Annotated in this window: 12 protein-coding genes; 4 read left to right on the top strand and 8 right to left on the bottom strand. The window is 39.2% G+C overall.

Annotation, left to right across the window (positions count from 1 at the left end; all coding sequences use genetic code 11):
- Nucleotides 1-2 precede the first annotated feature (2 nt).
- The 6 genes from B3297_RS04560 to B3297_RS04585 form a co-directional block, all read right to left on the bottom strand.
- Nucleotides 3-1,595 carry a SusD/RagB family nutrient-binding outer membrane lipoprotein gene (locus tag B3297_RS04560; protein WP_286752300.1) on the bottom strand — a complete coding sequence of 531 codons (1,593 nt, stop codon included), beginning with the start codon at nt 1,593-1,595 and terminating at the stop codon, nt 3-5.
- A 4-nt stretch (nt 1,596-1,599) separates the two neighbouring features.
- Nucleotides 1,600-4,920, bottom strand: a complete 3,321-nt coding sequence (locus tag B3297_RS04565) for a SusC/RagA family TonB-linked outer membrane protein (RefSeq protein WP_286778519.1) — start codon at nt 4,918-4,920, stop codon at nt 1,600-1,602.
- A gap of 23 nt (nt 4,921-4,943) precedes the next feature.
- Nucleotides 4,944-6,107, bottom strand: coding sequence for an ROK family protein (locus B3297_RS04570; protein WP_046674150.1), 1,164 nt, complete (start codon nt 6,105-6,107; stop codon nt 4,944-4,946).
- 495 nt (nt 6,108-6,602) lie between these two features.
- Entirely contained in the window at nt 6,603-8,183 is a 1,581-nt protein-coding gene (locus B3297_RS04575; RefSeq protein ID WP_286778520.1) for a SusD/RagB family nutrient-binding outer membrane lipoprotein, read from the bottom strand.
- Nucleotides 8,184-8,202: 19 nt separating this feature from the next.
- Nucleotides 8,203-11,427 (bottom strand): SusC/RagA family TonB-linked outer membrane protein, encoded by a 3,225-nt coding sequence (locus tag B3297_RS04580; RefSeq protein ID WP_075991032.1) that lies wholly within the window; start codon nt 11,425-11,427, stop codon nt 8,203-8,205.
- A 50-nt stretch (nt 11,428-11,477) separates the two neighbouring features.
- Entirely contained in the window at nt 11,478-12,644 is a 1,167-nt protein-coding gene (locus B3297_RS04585; protein ID WP_286728002.1) for an ROK family protein, read from the bottom strand.
- Nucleotides 12,645-12,871: 227 nt separating this feature from the next.
- Between B3297_RS04585 and B3297_RS04590 the strand changes: the two genes are divergently transcribed.
- Together B3297_RS04590 and rpsO are read left to right on the top strand one after the other, a co-directional pair.
- Nucleotides 12,872-14,083 (top strand): acyltransferase family protein, encoded by a 1,212-nt coding sequence (locus B3297_RS04590; protein ID WP_070563519.1) that lies wholly within the window; start codon nt 12,872-12,874, stop codon nt 14,081-14,083.
- A gap of 104 nt (nt 14,084-14,187) precedes the next feature.
- Nucleotides 14,188-14,466 carry a 30S ribosomal protein S15 gene (gene rpsO, locus B3297_RS04595; RefSeq protein WP_046674145.1) on the top strand — a complete coding sequence of 93 codons (279 nt, stop codon included), beginning with the start codon at nt 14,188-14,190 and terminating at the stop codon, nt 14,464-14,466.
- A gap of 211 nt (nt 14,467-14,677) precedes the next feature.
- On the opposite strand, the gene B3297_RS04600 is transcribed toward rpsO, so the two are convergent.
- Nucleotides 14,678-14,920 carry a hypothetical protein gene (locus B3297_RS04600; protein ID WP_139144929.1) on the bottom strand — a complete coding sequence of 81 codons (243 nt, stop codon included), beginning with the start codon at nt 14,918-14,920 and terminating at the stop codon, nt 14,678-14,680.
- A gap of 170 nt (nt 14,921-15,090) precedes the next feature.
- Here B3297_RS04600 and pnp point away from each other — a divergent pair, with 170 nt between their 5' ends.
- Both pnp and B3297_RS04610 read left to right on the top strand, forming a co-directional pair.
- Nucleotides 15,091-17,277, top strand: coding sequence for a polyribonucleotide nucleotidyltransferase (pnp, locus tag B3297_RS04605; RefSeq protein ID WP_286728004.1), 2,187 nt, complete (start codon nt 15,091-15,093; stop codon nt 17,275-17,277).
- An 82-nt stretch (nt 17,278-17,359) separates the two neighbouring features.
- Nucleotides 17,360-18,307, top strand: a complete 948-nt coding sequence (locus tag B3297_RS04610) for a hypothetical protein (RefSeq protein ID WP_286728006.1) — start codon at nt 17,360-17,362, stop codon at nt 18,305-18,307.
- Between the two features lie 66 nt (nt 18,308-18,373).
- Here the strand turns inward: B3297_RS04610 and B3297_RS04615 are convergent, their stop codons facing one another.
- Nucleotides 18,374-18,700 carry a DUF493 domain-containing protein gene (locus tag B3297_RS04615; protein ID WP_070563528.1) on the bottom strand — a complete coding sequence of 109 codons (327 nt, stop codon included), beginning with the start codon at nt 18,698-18,700 and terminating at the stop codon, nt 18,374-18,376.
- Nucleotides 18,701-18,738 lie beyond the last annotated feature (38 nt).

Genomic DNA, 18,738 nt, shown 5'->3' on the forward strand with positions numbered 1-18,738 from the left:
CGTTAATTTACGTCCCAGAAGAGTTTGGTGTCAAGCTTATCTTTGCTTTTTACAGCGTCATAATTTGCGCCATTTAAATTCACTTCTGTTGCGGGGATATTCCATCTCGCAGGGACAGTTTTTTGAATATCAGATACTTCTGTTCTAAAAGTAAATACAGGGTAATTTAATCTTCTTACTTCCGCCCAGGATTGTAAAGGTTGAATAACATTGAAATGTAGCCATTTTTGAGTAGCGATTAATTGAATGTTATTTGTTCCCCAACCAATATTTGAAATATAGGTATTAATCTGATCTTCTGTTGGTTGAGTTGCGGCAGTAGTCGTATTATCTTTGCTCAATGCTCTGATTGCAGGGAATAGTGCGATGGATTGTTTTATACCCTGTTCGAAGGCTGATTTTGCAGCAGCATTATTTCCAGTCCTGTTGTAATACTCAGCAAGTAAATAATTGACTTCCGATGCCGTGATCAGTAACCCTGGGAAATATTCATTTCTCGAGTAAGTAGAACGATTATAGATGGCAATCTTACTTGGATTAGCTGGTGTTCCGGAAATCAAAGCAGTTTGTTCTGCACTCGTTAGAGACTGATCTAGCCCAATATAAGCCCCATTTGCACCTTGTCCAGGTTCAAAAATAAATGGTAATCTCGGGTCTGCCTTTGACACCATGTTGTCGATCATTACTTTCCCGGCAATATTGGCGTTCCAGCTTTCTAAACCATCTCTAAATCCTCTCGCATTGATATCAGATCCTGAATTGAAGACACTGATGTCGATATTATCTGCATTGGTGAGAGTTAAAGGATAAGTTGATTGATTTCCAACAATGTCGGCCAGCTCTTGGTTTGCTCTTGCTGTAAAAGTAGAGGCAGCACTGACGCGAGTCAACATACGTAGGCGAAGGGAATTACAATATTTTTTCCATAGTGTAATATCACCTTTGTTTATTAAATCCTGGGTTTTAAAAGACGTGGAAACACCTGAAGTTAGTGCTGGCAACGTATTAAGCTCGGTACTGATGGATTTTAGGTCATCCAGCATAGCTTTATATATTTCTTCTGCAGTATCATATTTAGCATACGAGCTCGGATAATTTCCGCCATTGGTACTCAACATGCCTGCTTGCGACCAAGGGATGTCTCCATGTAAATCAACAACTTGTTGCGTTTGATCATAAAAGAAAATTTTCGCTGCAAGGTAAAATATGCGTAGCTGAGTTCGCTCTGCTTCTGGCAAAGCTGTGTATACTTTTTCAAATTCTCGATATTGTGCAAGACCTGCATAATAAGTATTCCAACGATCCTGGATAGAAGCACCTCCAGGTATCAATTGATTATTCTCGTTTGCCCATCCCGTAGCTTGAACATAGCGATTAGCAGTCGATCGGAGGATAACAAAGTAATTCCAGTAACTTGGTACAACCAGTTCTCTGTAGGAATAGGTAATTCCTGCGAACTGTTTGTCGGCTGACACTTCACTTATTTTTCCTGGATCTCTATATAACTCATCAAAAGATGATTTACTACAAGAGGTTATTGCTGTAATACCCGCGGCACATAGACCAGCAAGTAAGATGTGTTTTTTGATTTTCATAATTTTAGAAACTTGCGCGTAACATTAAACCATAAGTTCTTGTTGCTGGACCTGAACCAGCATTGGTAATTTGTTGTGACCAGTGTGAACCACCTGTCATTTGTTCAGGATCGAGGTGTTTGGCGGTTCTGTAGATGAAGAACAAGTTTCTTCCAAAGGCCGATAAACTGATGTTTTTCGCTTTTAACTTGCGAGCGAAATCTTTCGGAAGTCTATAAGCGAGCGAAAGTTCACGCATCTTGATATAGTTGTTTTTCTCTACATAAAGTTCATAACGAGAGTTTCCGCCATATTGTGGGCCACCCCAGTTATAGGTTGAATTGAAGTAGGTCGCTTGGGAGATGATATTCGCGTTTTTAGTACCATCTAATAAAACCCCGTCCAATAACATACCATCATGATAAACCGTTTCTCCATTAGGTCCAGTGGAACCAGTAGTAGCAATTCCTTTTCCTCCAGACAAGTAGTAACTCAATCCACCATGTTCGGCGTCCATACCCTCTAAGGTTTCTTCTAGCAAACCTCTACTTTTCATCCAGTTGATACCGGTAGGCATAATATGTCCTCCCCAGCGGAAGTCAATTAGAGCGTCCAAAGTGAAATTTTTGTAACTAAAGGAGTTGATGAACCCACCAATTGCTTTAGGCATGGCATTACCAACTTTTTTGTACGTTGTGTTGTCCAATTGATATAAACCATTTGCGTCAACAATCATTCGTCCTTGATCATCTGTTTTTACCGGCCGAGCGTAGATATCACCCAATGGTTCTCCAACTCTCGAAATAATCTTAGCTGCATCACCATCAATAAATCGGTGCTCTAATTCGGTCGCACCGCCTGCTAATTGCTCGACCTTGTTTCTGTTGAACGCAAGGTTAACGGTTGTATTCCACTTGAAGTTTTCACTTTGAACTGGTGTACCGTTAACAACAAATTCCCATCCTTTGTTACGTAATGTACCTACGTTTGCAACAATAGAGCTAGCACCTGTCGTCATTGGTAAAGAGAAATCTAAGATCTGATCTTTGATCTGGCCATTGTAATAAGTAATGTCAAATCCTAATCGGCCTTTTAACAATCTAGTTTCTAAACCAAATTCGATCTCATGCTTGGTCTCAGGTTTAATGCGCTCATTTCCGAAGCCGGAGGTTGGAACCTGTGTATAAATCACAGATCCTGTTCCTTGATCGCCCAGTGTTTTTTGAGAGAAGCTCAAGGCGCTTTGGAAAATATTAGGATAATTTCCCACAATTCCCCATGAGCCTCTTAATTTCGCATAATCGAAGATTTCCGGAAGTTTAAACGCATCAGATAAGATTAAACTTGAATTGACCGATGGATAATACAAAACATTGTTATCTGGGTGCATCTGTGAAATAAGCTCACGACGTAATGTCCCTTCTACATACCAATAGTCTTTAAAACTAAAATTTAAAGTTCCAAAAGTTGCATCTCTTAATGACCAAACCCTAGCTTGTGAGCTTCTGGAATCATTAACGGAGGCTGATAGATCATACCAATTGCGTTGAGATAATCCACCGTTAGTCCAGCCACTAACCGAAAAGTCCTGATTTTTTGTCGCAGTATAGCCTACTGCAGCTCCTAACTTAATGTCCTTATTAATTTGTTTTTTATAGGAGGCAAGAAGGTCGGTGTAATAAATGTTTTGATTTTGATTTTTTGTCGTAAATCCTGATTCGGTGTCAAAACCGTAAAGTAATGGGAAGCGATTAGGGCTGCGATCTTCAAATCGTGCTGATGTAACGTCAGCAGAGAATCTAGCGCGAACAGATAAATCGTCTGTTATTTGATAAGTATTCGTAAATGAACCAATTAGACGGTTTGAATATTCATCACTTGTTTTAGCTCGAGTATTCCAATAGTAATCTAATACATCGACTTTATATCCGTTGTGTATTAGATTTTCACCTGGGGTAAGACTTTGATTCGTTCCAGTTACATATTTATACCCTAGGCTCGTTTGATAGCGATCTGCATACCAGTCTGGGTTATCAAACGTGGAAATCATCCCCGTAAAATTGTTAATCAAGCGATCCGTCATAAATGGTCTGTTATGCGTATGCTGATTGATATAATTAACGACAACATCGGTTGTTAGTTTATTCCACAATTTAAATGTTGAGTTAAAATTGACAATGTTCTTTTTGTTATATGAATCGAACGACGTCATCTGATTATCTTGACGAGTAAGGGAGAAACGAACATTTGACGTTTCTGTTGCGTGGCCTAACGCGAGATTAAGGGATGTATTGTTGGGATTGTTGAAAAACTTTCCGTAAGCATTCTGAGCTTCATAAGGACGCACCTTACCATCCCATGTTACCGTTGGTAGTCCATCAAATTTAGGCCCGAAGTTTACCGTTGCGGGTAGAACACCTCTTGTAACTCCATCAACAGCCCTATCAGCGCCATAATAGAAAAATTTATCTTCAGCCTGTCCTCCATTTGCATAAGCTAAGCTATAGCCTGGCCCCCGTACATTTTGGAATTTGGGTAGGTATGCAATTTGATCATGCGTATAGTTTGCATTAAAATCAATTGAAAAGCCTGTCCCCCCCTTATTTGATTTTGTTGTGATAAGGACAACACCATTCATCGCTTCAGATCCATATAATGCAGCAGCTGAAGCTCCTTTTAAAATGGATACTGTTTCGATATCCTCAGGGTTTAAATCCTCAAGGCCATTACCGCGAGCACGTTGGTCGCCCCAATAATTGGAGTTATCAAATTTATTTTGGCGCATAGGTACCCCATCAATAATGACTAACGGTTGTGAACCTCCTGTGATAGAGTTAATACCACGAATATTGATATTTACCCCTGAGGTTGCTCCCCCTGGAGCAGTTGTGATGCGTACGCCCGGTGCTTTACCATATAATGCCCCCGCAAAGTTTGGTGAACCGGTTTTTGTTAGTTCTTTGGAATCAATCGTACTCATGGCATAACCAAGCTCTCTCGGGGCTTTTTTGATACCCATGGCAGTAACAACAACTTCTTCCAGGTTGGATTGGTCGCTGGTTAAGCTTACGTTGATTGTTTTGTTGGAACCAACCACAACTTCTTGGGATTTGTAGCCCACCATGGAGATGCGCAAAGTTTCACCTGTTGAAGCTTGGATTGTGAAAGATCCATTGCCGCCAGTTTGGGTGCCTCTGCTGGTTCCTTTTACGGAGACAGTGGCGCCAGAAATTGGTCCATTAGCATCTGAAACTATTCCAGAAATGCTTTGCTGCGCGTAGAGCGATGTAGCACTGAAAAGTGTACATAGCGCCAATCCTGCAGTTTTTTTGTAAAATAGACTCATGTTTTAGGTGTTTGTGTAAAACGTTAGTTAATTATGTTAGTAATATATTTTTCGATGACTAAGGCAGTTGTCCCCTTTTGTTGCGCCCTTTTATGCAGTGTGGAAATTGCCAATGTTGTCTTCCTTGAAATCTTCGGAATGCTATATTCATTAATGGCTACTTGAATATGAGGCGCCAAAATGTCCCCGATTTCGGCTCCCCGGCCACTGATGATTATTTTATCCGGATTGAGGATGTGTATTAACGTCGAAATTCCCTTGCCAAGTAAATAGCCAACTTTCCCAATGTTGTTGATTGCTACCTGATCTCCGATTTGGACAGCTTCAATTAATGCGTCGATTTTATTGATGTGTTCATGGGCTAGTTTATCATAAATGGAATATTCTCCATTCTTTATATCCCGCTCGGTATTTCGAATGGCTGCACTAATGGAAGCTTCGACTTCAAGACAGCCGCGTTTGCCACATGAGCATAAGGTTAATGTATCGGAAAGTGGAATATGGCTGAATTCGCCGGCATAACCTGATGTTCCCTTGAAGATATCATCATTGATGAGTATTCCTAAGCCTACACCCCAGTTTAGATTGATCACGAGCGAGTGGGATGAATCTTTTGCTTCACCAAATTTCCGTTCCGCTAGGGCGATACAACGTGAGTCATTGTCAATGATGGCCGGAACCTTAAATTTTTGCTCAAATAGTTTTCGAATGTTATATAAGGGCGAATCTTCATTGTACGATTCATTGAGACCTGTTTCCGAATCAACAAAACCAGGCATACTAATTCCAATACCGATTACTTGTGTAATGTTGATCTGGTTGGAAATGATGAAATTGTTCAATGCTTCCAGAATGGACTCCGTTGCCTTCTTATCTCTAAGGTCGATTGGAATATTATTTTGCGACGAAATTGTTTCAGCCTTGAGATTTGAGGAAGATATGGATGTATAGAATTGATCAATAGACACGCTAATAATACTTTGCTGTAAATTTTCATTAAGCATGTATTGTATAGCTTTTCTTCCACCTGTGGATGCTGCATAACCTTTTTCGACAACAACATTTCGTGTCAAAAGATCATTGATCTGCTTGGTGACAGAGGGGATGCTTTTCGATAAAGAGTTTGCAATGTCTGCAATCGGTTGCATCGGCCTGTAATACAAAATTCTCAAAATTTCGCCGCCCATAATTTAGTTCAATTGTATTAGTATAACTATTGGTTTTCTCTAAGTTTCATAATGGCTGATAAAAATCATTTCATCGCGCCTTGGTTTTTCATAGTAACTTGCTTATAGATCATCAATATGTTTAGATTCTCATAAGCATTGTATGTTAAAGATAAACACACTTTGTGTTAAGTTCAAAATTCTTTTTAAAATTTTTAAAAAGAATTTGATGATAATGTGTTTTTGCTCAAAAGAAGGCTCTTTTTTTTATCGATTAAAGAAAGGTTGGGTCAGTATTGTAACGAAATTGCTATAATATTAAAAGGTTTTTTGGGGAGAAGCTCCGAATGGTATCTCGAAATTATCCGTTTTTTTAGGGGAGATTGTAATATTATAACCGACTCTATCTTCGATTATTTATGATATAGCAAAACAAAAAGAGCCTGGTATTACCAGGCTCTTTCAAAATCTCAGGACAATTGCTCGCGAGATTTCATTCGTTTAATGTGTGATCATCTATTTGACGTCCCAGAAGATTTTAGTTGTTCTTGTATCATTTGCTTTAACAGCATCGTAATTAGAACTATTATTTGAAATCTCTTGGGTAGGATATAATAAACGTTTAGGAGGATTTGCGTAATTAGCCAATCCAGCCACAGGATATGTCAATATTGGATATCCTGTACGTCTCAATTCAGCCCAAGCTTGTTGTGCCTGTAAAAAACCATAATGTAACCATTTTTGAGTCCATATTAATTCTAGGTTCTTTGCTTGAGTTGTTGAAAAGCTGATAGTCGATTTGTCTACAAAGTCATTGATGACGTCATCGGTAGGTTTTTTCTCTGTTTTCAGTCCTGAAGTATTTAAATTATTTAAATAATAATAGAAAGAAACGGATTGTTTAACAGCGACATCATAAGCATCTTTAGCCGCATTACTTGCTCCCCATCTTAATAGCGCTTCAGCTTTATTGAAATTGGTTTCAGAAGCAGTAATGACAATTCCTGGCAAAGCATTGTTGTCGAAGATAGTTGCCGAATCCAACACAGCGTAGTCTTGATAATTCTTCTCCATATCCGCCGAAGTAAAGGTAATTGGCATTGCTCTATACTCTTTGTTCTGAACGAACTTACCGTTTATTGTTTTTCCAAATTTGTCATAAAGTACAGGGATACGTGGATCTTTCGCTGGCAACATTACTTTGTTCAACATATGATCTGTTGCGAATTGATTGGGACCTTCAATCAAGGCCTGTCTCAACGTTCCTGTATAGTTGGTTAGAGGCTGCAATAAGATGTCTTCATTTCTAGGGTTGTAGTTTGCCGTTGCGCCACCATCTGCCAATGGATATTGTGTGGGGTTATTCAGCATTTCGAGTACTTCAGTTCTTGCTTTTGCCTCATCAACAAAAGAAATACGCATCAATAGACGCAGGCGAAGTGAATTGGCATACCTACGCCATTTTGCAACATTACCGCTATTTAAGATATCGTATTTTGAAAAATCAGGATTGGTAGTTGCTGTTGATAAGTACGTGTTGATATTTTTCAATTCGCTGATGAACTGATTGTATAATTCTTTTTGCGCATCAAACTTTGGCTTAATAATCGTACTTGTTGTTGGTAGACTACCGGCTTCACTGAAAGGGATATCTCCAAAGTTGTCAACAAGTTTAGATGCTTCGTCAAACAAAACAATTTTGCCAGTCTGGATAAAGATCTCTTTACTTGCTTTCTCCGCTTCAGGAAGTTCAGCATATGCTTTTTCCATGCTTCTTGTAATACCTAGTACACCAGGGGCATAAAAATCCGTCCAATATGCATAAGAGTAGCTATCGTTCGGCTGATACATGGTATTTGACGGATAAAAAGACGCTGTCTGCGTATATACTGCCTGATTGGACAGGATAAATGTACGGTAGTGGTAATAAGCTGGTCTTACACGATCATTATTTAGCATTTCGGCAAAGAACGCCGGAATATTTGCTTTTGTCGATGCATCTGGGTTTTGAAACTTGTCGTCAAGTTGTGATTTACAGCCGACCATCGTCGATAGGGCCGAAACCAAAGTTAATATAGAAAGAAAAGTTTTTTTCATGATTCTCGTGGGTAAAAAATTAAAAATTAGCATTCAATGAAAAACCGAAACTTCGGGTAGCAGCAGATGAACCAACGTCTACACCTTGTGCCCACCATTTGTTTCCTACTGGAGCTTCAGGATCAAGATTTTTCAATGTGCGGTAGAAGTAGAATAGATTCCTGCCCAACAAAGAAACCTTTAAATTGTTAATTTTAAGTCTTTTGGTGAAGCTGTCCGGAATACGGTAACCAACAGACAATTCTCTTAATTTGATAAAGTTGTTGTCGTATACAGCACCTTTTTCAGTCCAAGAATCTGCACCCCATCCGAAAGTGTTCATGTAGTACTCTGCAGCACTCAAATGCACATCGTTTGCTTTTCCTGTATTGGCGTTAACCCCTTGCAAAGTCACCCCATTTTCGCGGTATGGTAAGGTGTTTTCATATAGACCCGCACTCATGCCGTATTTGAGGTTTTCGGATACCATTTTACCTCCAAAACGATAATCAGCAGTAAAGTCTAACATAAAGTTTTTATAGGTAAATGTATTGGTCCAGCCCCCGATCGCTTTTGGCATAATGTTGCCAGCATATTTGTACTTGGTTTTGTCGATTACATAAAGTCCATCGTCCGAAATCAAGTTATTGCCGTTTTGATCTTTTGCAATGTCATAAACGTAAATATTTCCTAATTTCTCACCCTCTTTTGCGGTAATCTTCAAAGAGTTTTCATCGGCAGAGTAGAATACCAATTCTTCAACACCTGGTGCTAGGGTTTTAACAGTCGACTTATTAAATGAATAGTTCAGTCTAGAATTCCAGGTAAAGTTTTCATTTTGAATTGGCGTACCGTTGATGGAAAGCTCCAAACCGTTATTGGCAATTTTTCCGATATTCAAAATTTGGGAAGTTGCCCCTGTAGAGGCTGGTGTTGTAAGTCCTAAGATCTGATCATCGATATAATTGTTATAGTAACTAACATCTAATCCTAATCTATTTTTTAGAAACTTCAATTCCATACCTACCTCAACCTCATATTTACGCTCAGGACGTAGATTGAGATTTCCATAATTGTTTCTGTAGGTCAATGATGGAACAGCGCCATTGATTGTCAATAATGGATTCTGGTTATAAGCGATATTTGCTTCGTAGATTGCAGCATCATTACCAACAATACCGTAGGAAGCACGAAGTTTACCGTAGGAGAACTTATCCGACTTGATATCGAAAGCATCGCTGAAAATAAAGCTACCGCTAACGGAGCCATAGCGATAATTATTGTTCGATGAAGGTAGTGTAGAAGAGTATTCAGAACGATAAGTACCGTCTAAGTAAGCAAATCCTTTATAGCCAATATTCAAGGAACCGAAGTAGGCATATTTTAGCATTTCCTTTCTGCTATTTGAAGTTGTTGCCTGCGCGTAACTGTTGCTTAAGCTAAACCAGTTTTCGGTAACAAGACCACCTGCTGTACTTGAAGATTGATCATCATAACGTTCTGATCTCGATTGGAAGCCCACGCTCGCTGAATAGTCAAAATCTGCATTGATTTTGTTGCTATAGGTTGCCATTACATCACCATACAGAATTGAATAGACTCCTTTTGAAGTAGCAAAGCCTCCGGAACTGCTGGTAGTTGAATTGTAAGCTGTTGCGTATTCGTTGTATTGCTTGTTGATGCTCGTTGCAGAAGTTAAGTCATTACCGATTCTTCCGCGGAGTTTCAAGTGATTTACAACATCCCAGTTTAATGTGGCACTTGTCAAAATCCTATTTTCGGTCTCATCATAACTGTTTTTGTATTGATTCCAAAAATAATCTAAGAGGTTGGAAGCCCGCATCGTGTATTTGAAATCTTCAGGACGTCCTGTTCCAAATTTGGAATATTTGTAGCCATCAGTGGTTTGATACGCATTTTTCATTGCAGACATATCTTCTGTTCTGCTGAAAAATCCGTCAAAACTTCCAAGTACCTGACCCAACAGATAGGTTCTGTTATGGGTGTTGGTATTGATAAAGTTAGCGACGATATCGGTTGATAATTTGTCGCTAAGTTTTAGCGTGCTATTGAGATTGAAGGTATTTCTGTTCTGTTTACTACCAGGGCTTGTACTTTTATAGTCCATTCTGGTCGCACTCAAACGGTAGTTAATTTTCTCCGTTTGGTTTGAGATACCGACGTTAATATTGGAATTGTAGCCTTTGTCAAATACGTCGTAGTAGTTGTTTTCACGTGCTTTGTATTGACGTACCTGTCCGTCCCACCACATAACATCTTCGCCAGTGAATTTTGGACCAAAACTTCCGTAGGATCTATAGTATGGTCTTCTTCCTGATGGAGAATTAGCATCTGTAAACCAACCTTCGGCAGATGCGCCGTTAGCGATGTTTGTCGCGGCATCGTAGCCAGGTCCATAAATATTTTGGAACTTCGGTAAAAAGGCTGCTCTTTCGATTGATCCATTATAGTTGAAGTCAATTCCTAGACCTCTACCTTTTGTGCCTTTCTTTGTTGTAATAACAATTACCCCACTTGCAGCGTCCGAGCCGTACAATGCACTGGCTGCGGCACCTTTTAAGATGGAAATATTGTCGATATCAGCTGGGTTGATGTCCAGCATACCATTACCTCTAATACGTTGATCGTCCCAATAATTATTATTGTTTGCACCAGTCGCACCACCTTGTTGATCGTTACGGATGATGATACCATCGACAACATAGAGGGGCTGGCGTTGATAGTTTAATGAATTGATACCACGGATTTGAACGTTAACCGCACTGGCAGAACCACCCGGAGCAGTGGTAATTTTCACACCTGGGGCTTTACCGTATAGTGCTGATCCAAAGTTGGTGTTACCCGCTTTGGTAATTTCTTCTGCTTTGATATTGCTAACTGCATATCCTAGCGCCTTAGATTCGCGCTTGATACCCATCGCAGTTACAACAACTTCATCTAAAGCTGAAGCGTCCTCAGTTAAGGAGACTTTAATCGATTTAGCGGAAGTAACCGTAATTTCTTGCGTGTGGTAACCGACAATAGAAACACGTAATACTTCTCCTGGAGCGGCTTGAATCGTAAAGGTTCCGCTTGCATTTGTTTGCGTTCCTTTGGCAGTACCCTTAACAGAAACTGTCGCTCCTGAAACAGGACCTTTCGCGTCTGTTACTGTACCAGTAATGGTTTGTTGTGCGTAAAGCGAGGTGGCGCTAAATAGCGTGCACAATGCTATACCTGTTGCTTTTTTGTAAAATAGACTCATTTTTTAATGATTAGTATGAATTACAATAAGTAAATGATTAGTGTGGTTATTTATTGAATTAAAATTTTATTGATATGGTTTTCGACTACAATTGCTGCAGTGCCTTTGATTTGTGCGTGTTTGTTTAAAGCTGACATCTGGATATTCGTTGTTTTTGCAATCTCGGGGATACAAAATTCATTGATGGCAATTTGTATTTGCGGATTCAGAATCCTTCCTAATTCTGCACCTCTTCCGCTGACAATAATTTGTTTTGGATTAAGAATATGGATAAGTGTTGATATACCTTTACCTAGCATGTAACCTATTTTTCCTAAATTATTGATCGCGATTTGATCGCCTACATTCGACGCTTCAATTAAAGCATCTATTTTGTTGAGATTGCTTTTTACGAAGGTGCTGTAAATTGAATATTCGTTATTTTGGATATCAGCTTCCGTGCTTCGAATGGCAGCATCCAACGACGCTTCCACTTCAAGGCACCCTCTTTTTCCGCAAGAACATAAGGTGTTGTCATCCGAAAGTGGGATATGGCTAAATTCTCCCGCAAAACCAGACTCTCCTTTAAAAACGGAGCTATTAATAATAATACCCAATCCTACTCCCCAATTTAGGTTGATAATCAGCGAATGATCAATACCCTTAGCCGCCCCAAACTCTTTCTCTGCTATAGCGATACATCTGGAGTCGTTTTCTATGACAGTAGATAGCTGATATTTTGCTTCTATGCTATCTTTTATGCGATATAGCGGATGATTATGGGGATAAGATTCATTGACACCCAGCTCGGAGTTTACAAATCCCGGCATGCTAAGACCAATGCCAATTATTTTATTGCTATTGATTCCCGATAATTCTAAAATCGATTCAATTTCACCCAATAGTAAATCAGAAGAATTGCTAGCCTTTAATTCTAAAGGAATATCGCGGTGTTCGATGACTTTTTGCTGATTGAGATCGGTAATGGTAAATGTAGAGAAATGCTGATCGGCTGAAATCGTTAAAATATAAAAATTCAGCGCTGGATTAATTGCGAACTGTAAAGGACGTCTTCCACCAGTGGATTCTGCAAAACCACATTCAACAATTATCTTTTCTTCGAGTAAACGATTGATTATTTTTGTGATGGAAGGTGTACTCTTGGCGAGTTTTTTGACCAACTCTGCAATAGAAAGCGCAGAATCAAAATAAAGGTTTTTCAGTATTTCTTTTTCCATCAGTTTGTGTGGTTTCTAAAAGTTGATTAAACTTTTGTTAAAGATATGTTAAATCGTATGTAAGATCAAAATACTTTTTAAAAAAATTTAAAAAGTTGCCGTTGTGCTTTGTCTTTTTATTTTTTCTATAACAATAAACCTTCCTGTTTATGCCATTAAATTGTGGACTGCGCATAAAAATGAAGGGTAAATACGTTATATTTACCTTTTAATTATACAATCTGATTATGAAACAACGCTATTACTCCTTGGATGTATTTCGTGGAGCTACTGTGGCACTGATGATTATGGTGAATAATCCGGGTACATGGGCTCATATGTTTGCACCGCTAAAACATGCAGAATGGCATGGATGTTCACCTACAGACCTGGTTTTTCCCTTTTTTCTTTTCGCAGTAGGTAATGCCATGTCTTTTGTTATACCTCGTTTACAGGAGGCAGGACCTGCAGTATTTTGGCAAAAAGTAATTAAACGGACGATCTTGATTTTTGCGATTGGACTTTTCATCAATTGGTGGCCTTTTGTGAAATGGGATGGTGCGGAGCTGGTTTTTAAACAATGGGTGGACGGAACGGATCCGAGCCGGGGAATTCGGATTTTCGGTGTGCTCCAACGCATCGCAGTCGCTTATTGTTTTGCTTCGATTTTAGCTTATTATTTTAAAGAAAAAACGATTATCTGGATCTCGGCAATCATACTGTTGTTATATTGGGCAATCTGTGCAATAGCCGGAGGAGCAGATCCCTATAGCTTGGAGGGCTGGTTCGGTACAAAGTATGATATAGCAATCCTAGGTTTGCCGCATGTTTACAAAGGGGAGGGGGTGCCATTTGATCCTGAAGGGCTGATGAGTACCTTGCCGACAATTGTTCAGGTCGTCTTTGGCTATTTAGTTGGTGTATTTATTAAAAAGCAAGGTCAGGTGGATTGGCTGTGGACGAAAGTGCCGGCCTCAAGTGAGCCTCATTTTAAATTGCTGGCGGGAATGTTTGTGACCGGATTTATTTTGGTCGTATTGGCTTGGATATGGGCCTTGGGTTTTCCGATCAATAAAAAAATATGGACGAGTTCCTATGTGCTCTATACAACAGGTTTGGCAACCATGACACTAGGTGGTATGATCTGGTTTATTGAAGTGCAGGGGGTGAAAAATAAATTGACACAGTTTTTTGATGTTTTTGGTAAAAATCCGTTATTCATCTTTGTCTTGAGCGGTGTTCTACCACGCTTTTTGGGATTGTTCCGCATTCCTGATGGCGTAAAAGAGGATGGTACACAAAAATACCTCGACGCTTTTGCCTGGTTTTATAAATATGTTTGCGCGAAAGTGCCTGGGATACCAGAAGTTGGTTCTTTTGTTTATTCACTATGTTTCTTAACGTTGATGTGGGTAATCTGCTATTGGTTGGATAAGAAGAAAATCTACGTAAAGGTTTAATAGTGGCTGAACCTTTGCTTATTAAATTATTTTGGCAACCGAAGATTTTTGCTATCTTTGCAGCCAATTAATAAAATTTTTAACGCTTTAATATTATTCAGGAAATGTATTTAAGTAAAGAGTACAAAGCTGATATCTTCGCAGAATTTGCTGGATCAGCTACAAACACAGGATCTACTGAAGGTCAAGTTGCTTTATTCACTAAGAGAATTGCTCACTTAACTGAGCACTTGAAAAAAAACAGAAAAGATTTCGGTACACAACGTGCCCTACAAATGTTAGTAGGTAAACGTCGTTCATTATTAGCTTATCTTTACAAAAAAGATATCAACCGTTACCGTGCGATCATTAAAGGTCTAGGTTTACGTGATATTATCAAATAAGCTTTAATACAAAGGTGTTAAGAAAGCCATCCAATTTTTGGATGGCTTTTTTTATTGTGTTTATCGTGCCCGAATTGTTATTGTATTTTTCGCGTCAGCATGGTCGTTTTCTGTTCGTCATGGCCTTTTGTAGTTGTTCAGGACTTTCTTAGGTTAGCGGACGACATTGGCCTATTTATCCCTTACTTCAGTTTCACTATTTAGTCTTTATTTAATCGCTTTTTCCTCGGAGCTTGCTCGCTATTTCTTCGCTTCCAACCGAAGAAGTACCGAACAAGCTCCGAACAAGTACCGAAGAAGCACCGAGGAATCTCCGAAAATGATAGCCATGTTTTATACTTGTCTTATATTGTTTTATACTACGCGACAGGCTAGATTCCTCGTTATAATTGATAAGCCTTTGGAAGCCTTTTTCGAGAAATAAGAGAACTTGAGAAGACTTCAATTGATTCATTGCTTGACAGATTAAGGCGGTTGCTGCCGTATTACGATGGTTTGATGATTTAGCCTGCTGTTAATTGCATTAATCTTAATATTTTAATTTACCTTTGTGCTGAAATCTAATGTATTTAAAATATTGGCATGCTGCCAACACGATGAAAAGCATGTCGCAAACAAGATTAAATGAATTACAACGAAATTAAAACAACCATCGATATGGGTAATGGCACCCAGATCGAATTGTCTACAGGTAAATTGGCAAAACAAGCCGATGGTGCTGTAGTATTAAAACAAGGTGATACGATGTTGCTTGCAACGGTCGTTTCAGCTAAAGAAGCGAAATCTGGGGTTGATTTTTTACCTCTTTCTGTAGATTATCAAGAAAAATACGCGGCAACTGGCCGTATTCCAGGAGGTTTCTTACGTCGTGAAGCTAGACTATCGGATTATGAGGTATTGATCTCACGTTTGGTAGACCGTGCATTACGTCCTTTATTCCCTGAAAACTATCACGCAGATACACAAGTGGCAATTAGCTTGATCTCTGCAGATAAAGATATTATGCCTGACGCTTTAGCAGGTTTGGCTGCTTCTGCAGCTATTGCTGTTTCTGATATTCCTTTTAATGGACCAATTTCTGAAGTTCGCGTTGCGAAGATTGACGGTCAATTGGTGATCAATCCAAAATTATCTGAACTTGAAAAAGCAACTTTAGAATTTATCGTTGCTGGTTCTGCACAAGATATTGGTATGGTTGAAGGTGAAGCGAAAGAAATTTCTGAAGCTGAAATGGTGGAAGCAATTGCTTTTGCTCATGAAGCGATCAAAAAACAAGTTGCTGCTCAAGTAGAACTGGCTAACTTAGTTGGTAAAACGGTTAAACGTGAGTATAACCATGAGCCTGAAAACCTTGAATTGAGAGATGCTATTTTTGCCGCTACTTACGATAAGGTTTACGCTATTGCAAAATCTGCTTCTGCAAAACATGACCGTTCTGAGAACTTCGCAAAAATCGCGGAAGAGTACAGAGCAACAATGCCAGAAGAATTGGATGATGATACAGCTTTCTTGTTTAAAAAATATTTCCACGATGTTCAGTATGATGCTGTTCGTAACCTTGTCTTAGATGAAGGAATTCGTTTAGATGGCCGTGATGTACGTACTGTACGTCCGATCTGGTCTGAAGTGGATTACTTGCCTGCTGCACACGGTTCGGCAGTATTCACACGTGGTGAAACACAATCATTGACTTCGGTTACTTTAGGTGCTAAAGACGATGAGCAAATGATCGATGGTGCTTTTATCAACGGTTATAACAAGTTTATTCTTCACTACAACTTCCCTGCATTCTCTACAGGTGAGGTAAGACCGAATAGAGGTCCAGGTCGTCGTGAAGTTGGTCACGGTAACTTAGCAATGCGTTCATTGAAACAGGTACTTCCTGCAGACAGTGAAAATCCATATACGATCCGTGTCGTTTCTGATATTCTTGAGTCAAATGGTTCTTCTTCTATGGCAACTGTATGTGCTGGTACATTAGCACTTTTGGATGCCGGTGTGAAATTGAAAGCGCCAGTTTCAGGTATTGCCATGGGATTGATTTCTGATGAGAAAACAGGTAAATACGCGATCTTATCGGATATCTTAGGCGATGAAGATCACTTAGGTGATATGGACTTTAAAGTAACTGGTACGGAAAATGGTATCGTTGCTTGTCAAATGGACTTAAAAATCAATGGTTTGAAATGGGAGGTGTTGACACAAGCTTTGGATCAAGCAAAAGAAGCGCGTTTACACATCTTGGGTGAAATGAAGAAAACAATTTCTGCTCCTCGCGAAGATTACAAACCACATGCACCACGTATCGTTCAATTGTTGATCGATAAAGAATTTATTGGCGCTGTAATCGGACCAGGTGGTAAAATTATCCAAGAAATGCAACGTGAGACCGGTGCTACAATTTCGATCGAAGAAGTTGATAATAAAGGTGTTGTTCAAGTATTCGCAGATAATAAAGCGGCTATTGATGATGCAGTAGGTCGTATCAAAGCGATTGCTTCTAAACCAGAGATTGGTGAAACTTACGAAGGTAAAGTGAAATCAATTATGCCATTCGGTGCTTTCGTTGAAATCATGCCTGGTAAAGACGGTTTATTGCACATCTCTGAAATCGACTGGAAACGTCTTGAAACAATGGACGGTATCTTCAAAGAAGGTGATAAAGTAACGGTTAAATTGTTGGATATCGACAAACAAGGTAAAATGAAGCTTTCCCGTAAAGCTTTATTGCCTCGTCCGCCGAAAGAAGACAAACCAAAGCAGGATAAACCTGCTGGCGAAGCTCCTGTAGCTGGTGCTGGTCAAGAATAAGTTTATTCTTTAAATGATATGAAAAGCTCGCTTTACGCGGGCTTTTTTTATGGAAAATAAAACTTAGCTGCATCTTTATCCTATGAAAAGTATACTTCGTTTGCTTCTTTTGAAATCCAGTCCGATTCTGGTGTTTGTCCTCATTCATGTGTCAGTTTATGGTCAGCGGTCTTTTGGGGATAAATTTCAGAAGCTGTCTGCCACTGTACAGCATTATGCACATAAAAATAATATGATTTTGCCCAAGGGGCATTATGAGTTTTATAAACTGGATCGTGCCATTTTGTGGTCCTATAAACAGGATTTATTTTGGCCTCTTAATAGGTTAATCTTAAAGGATAAAGCTATCAGGGATTCAATGACAGACGAGCTTTACATTAATTTTGATCGGGAATATAACCGCTTTGTGATGGATGTGTATGAAAGCCCTTATAAATTTAACGAGGCAAGACCATTTGAAGCACTTTCCGTGCAAGGTTCATTCAGAGGTGGGATGTCATCGCTTGTGGAGCGTTTGTCCAAGTTTTTATTGGATCATCAAGGACGCTGGGGCCTCGATCTGTCTTCTTTTACCTTATATATGGATCGGGAGCTTAGTGATGTGCCCTTAGCATACGATGGTGAGCCAGAAGTGGTGAAATTGCTCAAGCAATTTTTTGAGGAGGCCAAGATTCCCCATAAACCCGGTATTTACTATGGGAACCCGATGTACTGTTCGTATCGATTTGACTGGGTGACTAATAAAAATAAAGAGATTACACTCGATTGCTCGGCATATAATGACTATTTTAATATACTGTTTAGTGAAACGAAGTTATATGCGCTGGGCGGGACATGGGATAGCATGAAGGGACAAATGTCTTTTTTTTATGATCGTAAGAATAGCTGGAAACAGTTTGCTGCCCGGCGGGATGTCAAACGAATTTTGGATTTTTTAAAGGAGGAGACTGCTGTTAATCTATTGAAACTACATCATGATAGTAAAAGATTTAGTGGCGATTATTGGCTGGATGTTGCGGTGTTGAAATAAGGGGGGGTATTTTAAGAAGGAAATAGAAACAAATCAGGCTGTCAATTCGACAGCCTGATTTGTTTTTTATAACATGATAACACCTTTTATCTTCGCTACTTCTTTGTAGAAGTAGATCACCTGATCGGCGTCTTTAACGTTCAAGTTTACCGTAATTGAAGTATACTTACCTGTTTTGGAATCCTTAAAATCAAACTGTGCACCTGTGTCATCAAATACGCTCTGGATCTGATTGAAGTGGTCCTGATCTTTTGGTAAGATAAATTTATACGTATAGTCCTTTGGAAATGTTTCTAAGTCTTCCAAACGCTCTTTAAAAGTTTCATAGAAGTCTTTTGGATTATCACCTCCATCAGGGATATCTTGTATATTGATGTTTTTGTAATCTGCCATGTTTTGTTTCTCCTTAAATATGTTATTAAGGTATTAAC

Origin of the sequence: Sphingobacterium sp. UBA3519, assembly GCF_002377215.1 — a bacterium.
In the GTDB taxonomy this organism is placed as follows: domain Bacteria; phylum Bacteroidota; class Bacteroidia; order Sphingobacteriales; family Sphingobacteriaceae; genus Sphingobacterium; species Sphingobacterium multivorum.

Excerpts from the sequence above, each read along its gene's own strand:
- B3297_RS04575 (WP_286778520.1), bottom strand. The coding sequence starts at position 8,183 with ATGAAAAAAACTTTTCTTTCTATATTAACTTTGGTTTCGGCCCTATCG.
- B3297_RS04610 (WP_286728006.1), top strand. The coding sequence starts at position 17,360 with ATGAAAAGTATACTTCGTTTGCTTCTTTTGAAATCCAGTCCGATTCTG.
- B3297_RS04600 (WP_139144929.1), bottom strand. The coding sequence starts at position 14,920 with ATGAATCAATTGAAGTCTTCTCAAGTTCTCTTATTTCTCGAAAAAGGC.
- B3297_RS04565 (WP_286778519.1), bottom strand. The coding sequence starts at position 4,920 with ATGAGTCTATTTTACAAAAAAACTGCAGGATTGGCGCTATGTACACTT.
- B3297_RS04590 (WP_070563519.1), top strand. The coding sequence starts at position 12,872 with ATGAAACAACGCTATTACTCCTTGGATGTATTTCGTGGAGCTACTGTG.
- B3297_RS04585 (WP_286728002.1), bottom strand. The coding sequence starts at position 12,644 with ATGGAAAAAGAAATACTGAAAAACCTTTATTTTGATTCTGCGCTTTCT.
- B3297_RS04615 (WP_070563528.1), bottom strand. The coding sequence starts at position 18,700 with ATGGCAGATTACAAAAACATCAATATACAAGATATCCCTGATGGAGGT.
- B3297_RS04560 (WP_286752300.1), bottom strand. The coding sequence starts at position 1,595 with ATGAAAATCAAAAAACACATCTTACTTGCTGGTCTATGTGCCGCGGGT.
- B3297_RS04580 (WP_075991032.1), bottom strand. The coding sequence starts at position 11,427 with ATGAGTCTATTTTACAAAAAAGCAACAGGTATAGCATTGTGCACGCTA.
- pnp (WP_286728004.1), top strand. The coding sequence starts at position 15,091 with ATGAATTACAACGAAATTAAAACAACCATCGATATGGGTAATGGCACC.
- B3297_RS04570 (WP_046674150.1), bottom strand. The coding sequence starts at position 6,107 with ATGGGCGGCGAAATTTTGAGAATTTTGTATTACAGGCCGATGCAACCG.
- rpsO (WP_046674145.1), top strand. The coding sequence starts at position 14,188 with ATGTATTTAAGTAAAGAGTACAAAGCTGATATCTTCGCAGAATTTGCT.